This window comes from Legionella pneumophila subsp. pneumophila str. Philadelphia 1 (genome assembly GCF_000008485.1).
In the GTDB taxonomy this organism is placed as follows: Bacteria; Pseudomonadota; Gammaproteobacteria; order Legionellales; family Legionellaceae; genus Legionella; species Legionella pneumophila.
This window is the reverse complement of sequence record NC_002942.5, coordinates 1,883,988-1,898,618: the sequence shown is the minus strand read 5'-3', so window position 1 is coordinate 1,898,618 and position 14,631 is coordinate 1,883,988. Positions and strand designations below refer to the sequence as shown.

The following is a 14,631-nucleotide window of genomic DNA, read 5'->3' as shown; positions in this document are numbered from 1 at the left end:
AGAAACTGATAGCTATAATGTCATCCGGGAAATCAACTTAAGTCATCCCGGATGATAGCCTGTGTTAATAACCCAGGCTGGAAATTAATGCCGGACGGCTGGATAGAGGGGATCGATCGGGGGTGCGCTAGGAGTTACTATACCATTACCTACAGAAGGATGTTGATGAACAACAACCTCGGGGTTAAAGAAAGGCATAGCTGAGTAGACATATGGCTCTACTTCGTTTGCTTGTTTTAATGCTTGCTCGGCCAGGTTTTCGATATACTGTAATTCATCAGTTAAGCGATTTTTAATTTCTTCGTTCTCTAACAATTCTTTTTTAAGATTGGGAATTGTTTGATTTTCCAGAGTGTAAATTTCCTTTTGGTTTGCTCCCATTTGCCGCCTATTACTCTCTATTGTTTCCTGGTTTGATTCAATCGTTGAATTATTGAAGTAAGCTTTCACAGCATAAATGATTGTGGCAATACCGACACCAAGTCCAGCAAGCAATAACAATGCAGGGGGAGCAATAACCAAAGTTAACAATACAGCTGGTGCAATAGCATAGGGGATGATTCCAGTTAGAGTTAATATCAATGGAATAGAAAAGAGCAAGGATAATCCTGTTATAACGAGAGTTGGAAAAAACAGTTTATTTCGTGTTTTTATATGGCTATTATACGATTCAAGGAGCTCTCTGTTTTGTTCCTCCAGGCGCTCATTCCTCCTTGTTAAATCAGGATTAGCAAGCTGCAAGGAACTCAATTGAGTATTAAGTCGCGTTAATCTTCTTAAATTTTCACCAATAGTAAGCACTGTATTATCTAATCGGGATTGAATCGATGCCGCTTTTTCTTTGTAATTCAAATGCTCTTTCATTCTTTTTACAATAGCTTTCAATGCGTCTGCTTCTTGAAAAGGACGTTGCATAGATTGTAAAGAGAGCTCAAATTGCTGAAGAAAAATAGAGTAATTTAATTGATCTGCTTTCAGAAGCAAGGAGGAATGTTGTTGTGTGAGTGATTTTTTTTCTTTCTCAATATTGGATAACAGTTTTTTCTGATTGTCAGGAGATAGGGTGTTGACAACTCCTGCTGTTTTTTGAACATAATTAAGGCGTGCTTGAAGGCGTTTTTCTCTATCGCCTCTGCGAATTTCTCTTGCATTATTTCTGGAGTCGAGAATTTCCAACTCTTTATTTATCTCTGAAATTCTTCTGTTAATCTTCCGAACACTCAGCTCAATATCCTGGCTACTTAAAGTGGCTTCAAGATGAGTGTGTACATGATTATTAGGGTTTAGCAAGGGTGCAGATATTGGTTGAGAAGGATGTTGATGAATTACCGGAGTGTCCGGATGAGTATGGACATGGGGTACTGTATTGCGGATGAGCAACTCTCTTTCATATTGCTCTTTGCGGACTCGCAAGATTTCGAGTTGTCTTGTCAAATCATTCCTTCGGAGAAGATCTTGGCGTAACTCTTCAACATCCCGATTTTTTTCATCGTCATCTTCTTTCATTTGTTGTTCGTAAGCGCTTTTTTCTAACCGCGCAATCATAGCTATTTCGTCTGATTTTTTAATTTGAGATAACTGATCAACTATTTGATTATGAATCCATGGAATGGTTTTTTTATCGGTTAATAAGTTTTTTAATTCAGAAAATTGATGATCAATAGAGAAGAAATTCTGGGTAAGTTTGACGAGTTCCTGTTTTACATCATAAGTAGCAAGTGACATAGATTACTCCCAATAATCAAGTTGTTGCATTTTAGATCATAAAGACTAATTTATCAATATTGGGACTAGCAGTTTTATTACAGGGGGTTAATACTCAGTCTTGCTCCATTGAAATTTTATTGACAGAAAGGCAATTTACGCTATCTCATTAACTGTTTCTTCTTCCAGCGCTTGCAGAGAGTCATTCGAGTCATTTAGCCCTTCGTCGCTCTCTTCTGAATGCGTGGATAATGATGGATCACTGGATTGGGTATTGCCGGAATTTAAAAGTGAAGAGGTAGCATAGGATAGGCACTCTACCTCTTTTGCTTTCTGGAATGCCTGGGCAGCTTGACGTTGCTGTTTTTGTAAAGAAAGCATTAATTGATCTCTTAAATTTTCATCTTTTTTGATTTGCATATCCAGAGTGGGGATGGTAAGCGTTTCCAATGATTTTAAATTTTGGGAATTTCGGCTCATTTGATTAGAGTTTGTTTCAATCGTTTGCAAATTGGATTTAATAGCTGATTCATTGGAATGCATTTTGAAGCTGAAAACGATAGCTGCTATGCCAACACCAAGAGTTGATAGCAGCAAGATGGTTGGAGGCGCTGAGACCAAAATATAAAGCAACGCAGGCGCAATGAAAAAAGGAATTACTCCGCTTATGGTTAAAATAAGAGGAATTGAAAATAGAAAAGTTAATCCAAATAAAAGTAATGCGGGTGTGCCCAAGCGATGACGTAGGTCAGCATGATGCTCTTTCATGGCCGTTAATTCCAAATTACGTGAAACTAATTCTTCATTTGCCGCTGTCAAATTGGGGTTATTGTTTTTTAAGGTTTTTAGTTTATTTTGTAATTCTCGTAATTTTACAATCTGGGAACTGATGGATTGCTTTTTAATATGGAGACTGGATTGTGTATTGATTACCTCATGCTCAAATTCCAAGTGTTGCTTTATATATTTTATAACAGACTTTAATGCATCGACCTCTTGAGAAGATAAAGTATGCTTTTTTTTATTTAAATACTTTTGAAGTTCCTCAAGAAATAATGGGTAATTAATCTGATCAGCTTCCTGAATGAGATCACTGCATTTTTTTTCAAGAGCATGATGTTGTTTTTGAATACTGCGCAACAAAATGGATTGATTTTTCCCTGATAATGTACTGAGAATATCCTCTCCAGTACTATTGTATCCAATTCTTGCCTGAGCGCGTTTAACCCTTTTAGTGTGATGTTGTGAGCGTACACTGGCACGCTTTTCAATTTCGTTTAATTTTATCTTGTTGTTAACTTCCTGTTCAAAAAGTGATTGAATTTTAATCTCACGCTCATTAATAGATCTTTGCAGGCGCTCAATCGACGCAGAGTGACTGGAGGACGGCTTTATCTTTTTCATAGGAGAATCAGGATGTTGAATCACATCGACTTTAGCTTGGCTTTCAAAGAGTCGCTCTAGTTTATAATGAAGTAATCTGAGTTCCGTTTGCTGTTCACTGATTTGAGTTGGGATGTGGTTTAATTCACGAGTTAAAACTTCCTTTAATTTTTTATCTTTTAATGCTTCAGCATCATCCTGCTCTTTTTGAATCTTGTCTTCAGCCAGTTGAGCTTTATAAGATTGTTGTTCAAGGTTTTTTTTTACTTCTGTTTTATCGGAGTCTCTGGATTTAAGCAGAGTGGCTGTTACAGAGGAGTGAATCCAGGGAATTGGGGCTTTACTCAGAATTAAATCTTTTAAGCCAGAGAAAGACAACTCTTCATCCGCTAGAAATTGTTTTATATGTTCTGTAACTAATTCCTCGATATTGCAGTTGGCCAAAAACATAATCACTCCAGATTATCATTTTTAAATGATGTTAGTGTAATTTGAATATTCAGGCAACACACCACGATTGATATGGCAAGAAAATCGCTGCAATCAACAGATAAGCTATTGGCCAACGTGGGGTTTATTTCCAGATGTTAAAATAAGACAATTTCTCATGGTCTAAGAATAGTGTTAAAGTGGCTGAAAACCTGGTTTAAAAACATAGGTAATTATCAAAATACCTCAATTTGAAAATTTAATTATCATGACGGAAGGGTAAAAATTAAGATGTATGAGAATTTATTGGTTGGATGCCATGAGGAATGGAAAGAGATTCTGATGAAAGCATTGAATACAATGGATAGTGATTACTTAAAACAAATACAAGAGGATAGCCATTGGTTACCTGGGCTAAATCAACTGTTTTCTGCTTTTAGCCTGCCTTTGAGCCAGACACAATATATTCTTTTAGGCGAGTCCCCATATCCACGCAAAATTTCTGCTAATGGGTATGCTTTTTGGGATAACTCTGTAGGTTTATTGTGGAGCTCCACAGGGCTAAGTAAGGAAGTTAATCGAGCAACCTCACTACGCAACTGGATTAAAACGTTATTGATCGCTCGGGGTGATTTGCATGGAAATACCTCGCAAGAAGCAATCGCCAAGATAAATAAATCATGTCTGGTACAAACTGCGGAAGATTTTTTTAAAGGAATGATGAAAAAGGGAATTTTATTATTGAATGCTTCCCTGATATACAGTAAAGGTAAGGTTCCGTATCACGCGCGTCATTGGAAGCCATTTATGCAAAATTTATTTGAGCAATTGGCTATCAGGAAGCCTGATGTGCAATTAATCTTATTTGGTAAAATTGCTGAGAAAATACCCGCAAATAAATTATTGATAGGACTGGTTTCAGAACACCCATATAATGTAAGCTTTATTACTAATCAACGTGTTATAGAATTCTTTAAACCAATGGATTTATTGTCTTATGAATCAAATTGAATCGACTATTGCTATTGAAGAAGTACATAAATTTGCCCAACTTGCAAATGATTGGTGGGATACTAATGGTCCTCTCAGAACTTTGCATGATATCAATGGCGCTCGTTTTGAGTTTATTTCAGAGCACATTAATCTAAAGGGGCTGAGGGTGTTGGATGTCGGTTGCGGTGGCGGGATACTCTGTGAATCTATGGCCAAGGCAGGAGCTTATGTGAGTGGATTAGATGCAGAACCAGAAGCTATTCAAATTGCCAAAGAACATGCTCATAAAAACCAGTTGCAGATTGATTATTTTTGCAATCCTATTGAAGAGTATGAGGAGCAAGGTTTTGATGTAATAACTTGTATGGAGTTATTGGAACACGTACAAAACCCTGAGTTGGTTTTACAACATTGCAGGCGTTTATTAAAACCAAATGGGCTATTATTTTTATCAACTATTAGCAGAACGTTAAAAGCTTATCTCGGCGCTATTATTGCTGCGGAGTATGTGCTTAATTTGTTACCCAGGCAAACACACGATTATGATAAATTCATTAAACCCAGTGAGTTAGTTAAAATGGCACGCCTTTACGATTTAAATCTCATTGATATGAAAGGCCTATGCTATAATCCTTTCCTTAGGAAGACCACTCTGGTTTCTGATGTAAGCATTAATTACATTATGGTCCTACAATAAAACAAATCCAAATGTGGCTTTTCCGCGCTATTTTAACTCTTGGCTTTTTTTATTGCCATAGCGCTCCTGATAACGCTGATAAGCATACTTGGCCTGCTCTGGCGTAACTACATCGACTTCATTACCATAAATATCTACACGTGCTGTATCAGGTTTTTGACAGCTTAAGTAAGCTGGAGAAGCACTGTAATAGCTTAATGCTTCTCTTAACGATTTTTTACTAAAAGGCGGAGTATCCAGTCGCTCATAAAAATCAATTAGATCATCAAATATTCCAATTTTGAGCGGTTTGACCTGGTTTCCTTTTTTAAAAAATGCATTAGGAAAATTTTCAATAAGCCAATCGATTACTTGAAGCTTATCTTTCTTGGTTGCATTTAGTTGTTGGTTCATAATCATACCCCGCTACATTTCATCGTAAATAAACTACCATATCTTATGACATAATCAAGCAGCATATTGCTCTAAAAGATAAAATGACGTAATTTAAGCTGTAATTGATGTAAGAAATTTCTCAATTCCATAGAAGAAATTATTCTGTTTACCTGGCAATAATTCTTACACAAGTAGGTAAGTTATTGATTATTAATAAAATAAATATATAAGACTATTTCTGATCTGAAAATAGTATTGAGTGAAGGTGTGATTTAACACCTTGCGCTTCCCCTATTCAATTGCTAAATTTTAATCAAGACTTATATGGATATGAGTCGTGCAAATGGATTTGCAATTAGATGGATCTGATTTGTCAGGATGACAATAAGAACGCAAGTTCTTATACGGATGACTGCGAAAAGCCAGGGCTGAGTCCCTGGCTTACTTTTTTATGCTACAAGATAACCTGAGTGAGATAAAAACTTTTTATCAGGGTAATAAGCAAAAACAACCGAACCATTTTTAATGGTATTTATCACCGGTTTTGCCAAGGTTTGTGCTATAGCTGGGCAGCCCCAGGATAAACCAGCGCGACCTGCCTTTTTAATAAATTCAGGTTCAACATACCACGCGCCATGTATCACAACACGTCTATTGTATGCATTATCATTAAAGCCTCTGTCCAGGCCTTGGAGGTTCAAGGAGTAGCCTTTGTGTCCGATATAGGTGTTTTTTGTGATATAGGTACCTAAGCTGGATTGTTTGCTGGACTCTCTGTTAGAAAAACTCCGTGCAACATTAACTCCCGAATTTTTACCATGGGCTACGTACGTATTGTATAATAGACGTTCATTACGAAGATCGAATACCCACATACGTTGCTTATTTGAAGGCAAGGAATAATCAATTACTGTGAGGACAGGCTTTTTAACTGCTCCTCTCTTACTCGCATTTTTATAGGCCGTTAAAGCAAGCTTTAATACTTTCTTGTTTAATTGAGGGGCCTTGTGGCTAAGATGTTGTACCTGGGTGTTAATGTCTGTTCCAGGCTTGGCAAATAATGGAGTGCTGGATGTGATATTACTTGTTAGTAGTACAGTTGAGATTAGAGTAAATAATGTATTCATACTGCTCCTTTCTTCTTGTTAAATCACCATTATTGGTTATTACAAAAGATGGTGATTATATTAACAAATAAGTTAATTGTAAATTTATAAGGGTTTAAGTTGCCCATTAGGTAAAAATATTAATCATATCATGAGGTTAATTACAGGCTGAAAAAGAGAATGGAGCAAAATGTTTTCAATAAGTTCACTAATTGCTCTATATGTATAACCAAAAAAACATCTTATTGATTATAATTAGATCTTGTTGGTTAAATTTAGTTCTATTTTTCTGGGTTAAAAAGCATGTTTTTACTTTATCGAACAGGATTGTCGTCATATAATATGCCACAAAAAGGGGGTTGATGCATTGATTTTATATAGCCCAATTTATTGCTCGATACTATGATTTATATCTGAAATATTGCCTTGTCGTAGAGAGGGGCATGGCAAATAAGCCAGTGTAAGATATCATAACCGGATTTTTTCATTGTTATAATAATGAATTTAATTTTTGTCTTATATGGTAAAAATTTAATAACTATTTTTTTCAATTACCACTTTAGTCTTGGAGAACATTATGCTGGAAAAGCAGTCCATTCATTTACCGGAAGGATTAAGAGCTGCTATTAATAAAGCTTATCGCATGGATGAGCTTTCTTTAATTACAGAGCTTAGTGAACAGGCAGCACTTGATCCTCAGCAAATGATGGCAATTAAAACCAGTGCTACAAAATTGGTTCAATCAGTTCGTAGTGAGAGAAAGAAAAGCACAGGAATAGATTCTTTTTTAACGGAGTATGCCTTATCAAGTGATGAGGGAATTGCCTTAATGTGTCTGGCAGAAGCTTTATTACGCGTTCCTGATAATGCCACCATAGATAACTTGATTAAAGATAAATTAGCTGGCGGTGATTGGGGGGCGCATCGTGGACAGAGTGAATCATTTTTTGTAAATGCTACTACTTGGGCTTTAATGCTAACTGGTAAAGTTTTAACTCCTGAAAAAGCTGAAAATACATTAACCAAAGCTTTACTAAAATTGGTTAATCGAAGTAGTGAGGCTGTTGTTAGAAAAGCAGTGGATAAAGCCATGCGAATTATGAGCAAACAATTTGTGATGGGACGTACCATTAATGAAGCGTTAGCTCGAGCGAAAAAAAAGGAAGACAGGGGATACAGATATTCTTACGATATGCTTGGTGAAGCTGCCTTAACATCTGCTGATGCTGCAAGATATTTTGAAGCCTACAAGGAAGCAATCATTTCAATTGGAGAGAAAGCTGATAAACATTCAGATGTATATAGACGCCCTGGTATTTCCATCAAACTTTCTGCCTTACATCCACGATATAGCGAGTTTCAGTATGAGCGTGTCATGGCAGAATTACCCCCCAAATTATTAGCCTTGTCTCGTTTAGCAAAAGATTATGGTATTGCTTTGACAATTGACGCCGAGGAGTCAGAGCGTTTAGATCTTTCGCTTGATGTGATAGAGAAAGTGTTTACTGATGAGAGTTTACAGGGATGGAATGGGTTCGGTTTGGCCGTTCAATCCTATCAAAAAAGAGCTTTTTATGTCTTGGATTGGGTTGCTGCTTTAGCAAGAAGTAAGCAGCGGCGTATTATGGTCAGATTGATTAAAGGAGCCTATTGGGATAGTGAAATCAAAAAAACGCAAATGCAAGGCTTTTCTGAATACCCGGTTTTTACCCGTAAAGTATTTACTGACGTGTCATTTCAGGCTTGTGCAAAAAAAATCCTGACTATGACCGATGCCATTTATCCACAATTTGCCACACATAATGCTTATTCTGTAGCAATGATTCTTAATTTGGTAGGAGGTTATAGAGATTTTGAATTTCAATGTCTGCATGGTATGGGTAATGAACTTTATGAACAGATTGTTCCAGCAAATTGTTATGGTATTCCATGCCGTATTTATGCACCAGTTGGTAGCCATGAGGATTTATTACCGTATTTAGTTCGACGATTACTGGAAAATGGAGCAAACTCATCTTTTGTCAATCGCATAGTTGATGATAAGGCACCTATTAGCGAGTTAGTGGAGGACCCGGTAGCTAAATCAAGATCGTTACTTGATAAAATAAATAAAAATATACCATTGCCAGAGGATATCTTTTTACCCGTACGAAAAAATTCTAAAGGCTTTGACTTTACAAATCGACTTGAACGCGCATTATTGCAGCAGGAACTGGCAAAAATTGAATCAAAAGAATGGCAGGCAAGTCCTATGATTGCTGGTCGAAAATTATCCAGGGACTTACTGCAAACAGTTATGTCCCCACAGCAGCCGGCATATGCTATTGGCTCAGTGCAGCAAGCCACACTTGATGATGTAGAGGTGGCATTAAATCAGGCAAAATTGGCTTTTGAATTGTGGAGCAAGAAACCAGTAGAAGAACGCGCTTCTTGTCTAAATCGATTTGCAGATTTATTACAGGCCAATATGGCAGAGCTCATGGTATTGACTTGTCGGGAAGCTGGTAAAACCTGGAGTGATGGCATTGCTGAAGTAAGAGAGGCTATTGATTTTTGTCGATACTATGCCAAGAAAGCTCAAGAGCTTATGAGTAGCCCTCAACGCTTTAATGGATACACTGGGGAACTAAATGAATTGAGTTTGCATCCTCGCGGGACAATATTGTGTATTAGTCCCTGGAATTTTCCATTGGCTATATTTACGGGACAAGTCGTAGCCGGGCTGGTTACAGGCAATTGTGTTATTGCGAAACCGGCAGAACAAACGCCACTAATTGCAGCCTATGCTGTGAAGTTAATGCATCAGGCCGGTATCCCTGAAGGAGTAATTCAATTAATTCCAGGCGCTGGAGAGACTATTGGCGCTGCTTTGGTCGCAGATAAACGAATTAAAGCAGTATTATTTACAGGCTCGACTGACACGGCGAATTTGATTAATCGGACGCTAGCTACTCGAGGTGGTGAAATCATTCCTCTAATTGCTGAAACAGGTGGTCAAAATGCAATGATTGTCGATTCTTCAGCATTATTGGAACAAGTGGTTGTTGATGCTGTCACTTCTGCCTTTGGCAGCGCGGGGCAGCGATGCTCGGCACTTAGGGTATTGTATGTGCAAGAGGAAGTGTATCCAAGAACTGTAGAGCTATTAAAAGGTGCCATGGCTGAGCTAGTCGTAGGGGATCCTCAATGGTTATCAACCGATGTTGGCCCTGTTATAGACAAGGAAGCATTATCTATATTGAAAAATCATGTCGAAAACATGAGAAAACATCATGAAATATTATATCAATGCACTGTTGACGATGAAGCTTTATCAGGATATTTCATGCCGCCAACAGCTATTGCAATTGATAGTATCAGCGCTTTGGAAAAAGAAGTATTTGGGCCAATTTTGCATGTGATTCAGTTTAAGAGAAAAGATCTGGATAAGGTAATTAATCAAATCAATCAAACTAGCTATGGTTTAACACTGGGAATACACAGCCGAATTAATGAAACAGTTGACTACATTAGGCAAAGGGTTCATGCAGGGAACTGTTATGTAAATCGTAATATGATTGGCGCAGTAGTAGGTCTACAGCCTTTTGGTGGTGAAGGGTTATCTGGCACAGGACCCAAGGCTGGAGGCCCTAACTATTTGATTCGACTTTGCCATGAGCGTACCTATACAGTTGATACAACTGCTGCAGGAGGCAATGCCAGTTTAATGTCTATCCCGGAAGAAGGTTAGCAGTATTAGAAATTCACTTAAGAGAATAATAAAATCTTAAGTGAATTTATTACAGGAGATCTGCCCCTGTCTGGAACGGCAATATTTGGTTGTTCTTGTATGAGGGCTGATCTATACCGCTGATCTATGAAAATGCTTGCTTTTTTGATCTGAGAAGATCATGCTATGCCGCATGAAAAGAATACACTTATCACCAGAAGAAAAGAAGGGCTGGAAGCAAGGAATAGTTGTTGCTCTAACGGTAAGGAGCGTGATCGTATAAAAGCTGTTTTATTGCGTTATATTATTGCCTATGTAGAGAAGAAATGGTCTATTATCTATAGTGTTCCAGGGATGAATAAATGGATGCATCGTAATGGCTTTAGCTACAAGAAACCTAAAGGTCATCCACATAAAGCGAATAGAGAACAGCAGGAGCAGTCTGATAAGAGCAAACCATGGTTCAAAAGGAATCATTCATTTAATACTTGACCAAGCCCCTTATCATCGAGCAGATAAAGTCAAAGAAAAGGCTAAAAAATTAGTTATTCACTTAAACTATCTTCCTCCTTATAGTCCCAATTTAAACCCTATCGAACGATTATGGAAAGTCATGAATGAAAAGGTCAGAAACAATCGATTTTTCAACAGTGCTAAGGATTTTAGAAGAGAAATTGAACGGTTTTTTACTGAAATACTGCCTGATATCGGTGCATCATTAGGACAAAGTATCAATGATAATTTCCAGTGACTTTGACATTGGAGCATCATGAAACGCTGGGATTTTGTAGAGATGACGAATACCGGTAGCAAGCTTTTTGCAAGCACCCATAAGCGCAAGAAGTTTGCCCATCACAAACTTAATGGCTCGTACTATCAGTGAATGGTTAACTCAAGGGGTGCAATCCATTATCAATGGAACCTATACACCTCCCTTCGAGCCATGAGTTACTTGCATCAATGGGTCTCCTGGTGGACGCGAACAGCAAATGATTGGACAAAGCATAACTTATTAACCTGGTTTATTGACACCTGTTGGGACGCATCCGCGAAAGAAGTTGCAAGGATGTTGCTTCACCGCCTCGATGGAGCACAAGCGGCTTTAGCTAACTCGGACCACTCGTACGTAAATCAGGCACTTGTTCTTGTTCAGGCTCAATAATATTTGCTTTTGCGTCTTCAACAAGCCGCCATACAGCAATCAAATCCCAGCCCCTGCCCCCGTCCCACCCCGCCGCCGCCCAACCCCGGCCCCCACCCAGCCGCCCCTTATATAACGCAAAATCAGAACCTAGACCGACTGCAAGTTTCCCCCCCGCGAAAGCAGATTCTACCTTGTTGGTAATCCAATTATAAAAGGTAAATCCCCGTTTAAACTCTTTAAAATCTGCGGGTAAAGGGTGGAATGGACGGCCTTCTTCACAAATTCGCTCTAAAAGCCACATCTCTTCACCTTGTGCTTTACCTACCACTTCGCGCCAATAGGTGTCGGCTTTTTCATATTGATAATTTTGTACTTCGTCATACAGTCTAATACTTGTTCTATAGGCATTAATCAAACTAAATGAAGTGCGACTATCCTGGTAACGTATTCCTTGGTGCTCATACTGAATGCCTTGACGCTGAGGTTTGGCATTAAATAGCTTTGCAATCAATTGATGCTCAGTATCACTTGAGCGACGACTGGAATTGTTTTCCATGGCATCAAAGGAGGCCTTAAATGCAGCAAATAATTGTTTATCTTCTTCTGACTTGAGGTCTGGTACGAGAGATGTAATCGTTTTGGACTCTCGATTCGCATAGTAGAAATGAACTTCTTTATTCTTGTCTTGGAAATAAACAATCCCATCAACATTTTCAAGCAATGGGAAAGTGACTTCCTTTCGTGTCCCATCAATGAGGGGGAGAGTTTGTTTAAATTGAGTTAACCCATCGAAATCTTCAAAAGCCACGGCTTGTGGGTCACGGGATAATTTAATTAAATCAGCGCCGCCACTGCCAAGCTCGTTGGTTTGCTTTTGAGCTATGGCCTTAAACTGCTCTGGAATGAAAGGCATCAGTTGATTCTTCATGTCCACATCACACAGAAACAGGATAAGTTGCCAGGCAGATACATTATAAAAAGTTCGCTCTCTTGGGTCGGTGATATTTCCCTTTTGGAATAACGCGGCAGGGTTGCGTTGTGCTATCAATATTAATGTAGCTAAATCGCCTTGCACGACACAAGCCTTGGCTTTTAATGGTTCTAAATGGGGTTTGAATAAGTTATGGGTGGTAATGGAAGAATAGATTAAATTTAATACGTCCGTTACAGAGGAATGAGTGGGTATATTTCCAGCAACATCGCTTGTTAAGACTCTAAACTTATTTTCTGCATCTTTTGGTTCTAATGCCTTCTCTTCTTTGCTGCGTGCCATACATACATTCGGTTATTTTCACAATATGATTGAGCATTATACATTAAATTTAATGTTCATATAAAAACAATTTAATGTGGCAAATATTATGGCAATTATCGAAAGGTAGAAAACAATACTAAGCAGCCTTGGTGATTTAAAAAAGCATATTATGCGTGAGAATATTGCGAAAGAAGAGGCTGTAAAACTCGCAGTTTGAAGTTTATTGGGTATATTACAATTGATTAACAACTTTTAAGAATCATCTTGAAAAGCCCAACAAAATTTTTTGTGGGCTTACAATTCTTGCTCAATTATTCTTCACTACATAATTGCTCGTCGTGTTTTTTAGCAAATAACCAGGGAATGAAAACAAATAGAATAAGGCCGCCGATCAGAAAACATTCAAAGAGAAAAACATTCTTTATAGGGATTTGTGAAGGGGGGATAAATCCGACAATCATAGCAGCTATGCAGCAGATGATCCCAATTCCAGAGATAAGAGACATTACCAGATTTCCACCAGGAATAGTATAGCCACGCGGCTGTTCGGGCTTGCTGTATCGCAATTTAATTGCTGCAGCGAACATCATGATATATACCAACAATGCCATTTGAGCACTTAAATCGCTTAATACCCAGTACGCAGCATTAATTGAATCGAGTAAAATAAAGACTGTACTTAATACAGTAAATATAACGCCTTGAGTGAGCAGTATGGCTACCGGCGAGCCGTATTTATTGACACGGGAAAACAGTGCAGGTAAGGAACCATCGCGTGCAGACACTAGTAATCCTTTGGTTGGACCTATTATCCAGGCTGAAACGCCACTGAGGCCTCCTAAAATAATTAACACGGCAATCACTGATGTCATCCACGGCATATTATAGGAATTAAAAAATATGGCGTAGGCATCAACAAGGCCTGACACAACACTTAAACTATCGTTTGGTACTACAATAACAATTGCCAAAGAACCTAATGATAAGGTGGATATAATTAAAAGAGCCGAATAAAAAAGTGCTTTTGGATAATCTCTTTGCGGGTTTTTTACTTCTTCAGCATGAACAGCAGACATTTCCATTCCTATAAGGCCAAATAAAACCGCTGAAAATAAAGACAGATTTCCTAAAGAACTAAAATCAGGTAACCATGTTGTGGGGTAATTGACTGCTACAGGTCTATCTTGAAATATCCAAACTGCGCCCAGGACAATAATCACTATCATAGGAAGTAGTGTGCCTATGGAGGCGCCGATAATACTTACAATGCTGGATAGTTTCATGCCAAAGCAATTCAAAAAAGTAAACACCCAAAACAAGGTAAGTGCTGTGCCTAATAAATAAAATTTGTTATTCCCCAAATGAGGAGCGATTAAATAGGATAACGTGGCGGCGATAAAAGCTAACATAGTTGGATACCAAACTACGTTATAGATCCATTGCAGCCAAATAGTGATAAATCCTGCCCGTCTCCCGAATGCTTCCCTGACCCAGACATAAATTCCGCCGGTATTAGGATAGGCGGTAGCGAGCTCTGCAGCAACCAATGCTACTGGAATAAAAAAGGTAAGGGCTGCAAAAATATAATAAAAGACCAGAGAAAATCCAAGTTTTGCGCTGATAGGCAAGGTCCTCAAACTATCTACAGCAATGACGTTGATCATAACTAAAGAAAAAACGTTCAGAACCTTTTTTGAATGATTCATTATTTATCCTTTATGAGTGCAATAAACCCGGGTATTGAATGGGGTATAAATGGTATTATGATAAGTTAACAGAGTAAAGAAAAGTTTGTCTGTACAGTTTAATTACTGCTTAATATTTATAAGTTGTTGG

General features: G+C 38.1%; 9 protein-coding genes and 1 pseudogene. 4 read left to right on the top strand and 6 right to left on the bottom strand.

Annotated elements, in window-relative coordinates; translation table 11 throughout:
* Window positions 1-84: 84 nt before the first annotated feature.
* Both ppeB and legC3 read right to left on the bottom strand, forming a co-directional pair.
* Window positions 85-1,725 (bottom strand): Dot/Icm T4SS effector PpeB, encoded by a 1,641-nt coding sequence (gene ppeB / locus LPG_RS08525; protein WP_010947429.1) that lies wholly within the window; start codon window positions 1,723-1,725, stop codon window positions 85-87.
* 135 nt (window positions 1,726-1,860) lie between these two features.
* Window positions 1,861-3,543 (bottom strand): Dot/Icm type IV secretion system effector LegC3/PpeA, encoded by a 1,683-nt coding sequence (gene legC3 / locus LPG_RS08520; protein WP_010947428.1) that lies wholly within the window; start codon window positions 3,541-3,543, stop codon window positions 1,861-1,863.
* A gap of 264 nt (window positions 3,544-3,807) precedes the next feature.
* Here legC3 and LPG_RS08515 point away from each other — a divergent pair, with 264 nt between their 5' ends.
* Together LPG_RS08515 and ubiG are read left to right on the top strand one after the other, a co-directional pair.
* Complete coding sequence (locus LPG_RS08515) at window positions 3,808-4,527, top strand: uracil-DNA glycosylase family protein (protein WP_010947427.1); 720 nt, start codon at window positions 3,808-3,810, stop codon at window positions 4,525-4,527.
* Window positions 4,514-5,206: a bifunctional 2-polyprenyl-6-hydroxyphenol methylase/3-demethylubiquinol 3-O-methyltransferase UbiG gene (gene ubiG, locus LPG_RS08510; RefSeq protein ID WP_010947426.1), complete on the top strand. Its 693-nt coding sequence runs from the start codon at window positions 4,514-4,516 to the stop codon at window positions 5,204-5,206. Before LPG_RS08515 ends, ubiG begins: the two co-directional genes overlap by 14 nt.
* Before the next feature lie 27 nt (window positions 5,207-5,233).
* Here ubiG and LPG_RS08505 read toward each other — a convergent pair whose 3' ends face one another.
* Window positions 5,234-5,605: a ProQ/FINO family protein gene (locus tag LPG_RS08505; RefSeq protein WP_010947425.1), complete on the bottom strand. Its 372-nt coding sequence runs from the start codon at window positions 5,603-5,605 to the stop codon at window positions 5,234-5,236.
* A 425-nt stretch (window positions 5,606-6,030) separates the two neighbouring features.
* Window positions 6,031-6,708: a murein L,D-transpeptidase catalytic domain family protein gene (locus LPG_RS08500; protein WP_010947424.1), complete on the bottom strand. Its 678-nt coding sequence runs from the start codon at window positions 6,706-6,708 to the stop codon at window positions 6,031-6,033.
* A 556-nt stretch (window positions 6,709-7,264) separates the two neighbouring features.
* Here LPG_RS08500 and putA point away from each other — a divergent pair.
* Both putA and LPG_RS15480 read left to right on the top strand, forming a co-directional pair.
* Window positions 7,265-10,417, top strand: coding sequence for a bifunctional proline dehydrogenase/L-glutamate gamma-semialdehyde dehydrogenase PutA (gene putA, locus LPG_RS08495; protein WP_011946659.1), 3,153 nt, complete (start codon window positions 7,265-7,267; stop codon window positions 10,415-10,417).
* Between the two features lie 282 nt (window positions 10,418-10,699).
* Window positions 10,700-11,147 (top strand): annotated as a pseudogene (locus tag LPG_RS15480) (transposase); the annotation flags it as partial.
* Between the two features lie 355 nt (window positions 11,148-11,502).
* Here LPG_RS15480 and LPG_RS08485 read toward each other — a convergent pair.
* The gene (locus tag LPG_RS08485; protein ID WP_010947419.1) at window positions 11,503-12,813 is read right to left on the bottom strand and encodes a lpg1692 family Dot/Icm T4SS effector; all 1,311 of its coding nucleotides are present in this window, start codon (window positions 12,811-12,813) and stop codon (window positions 11,503-11,505) included.
* A 293-nt stretch (window positions 12,814-13,106) separates the two neighbouring features.
* Entirely contained in the window at window positions 13,107-14,501 is a 1,395-nt protein-coding gene (locus LPG_RS08480) for an APC family permease (protein ID WP_010947418.1), read from the bottom strand.
* Window positions 14,502-14,631 lie beyond the last annotated feature (130 nt).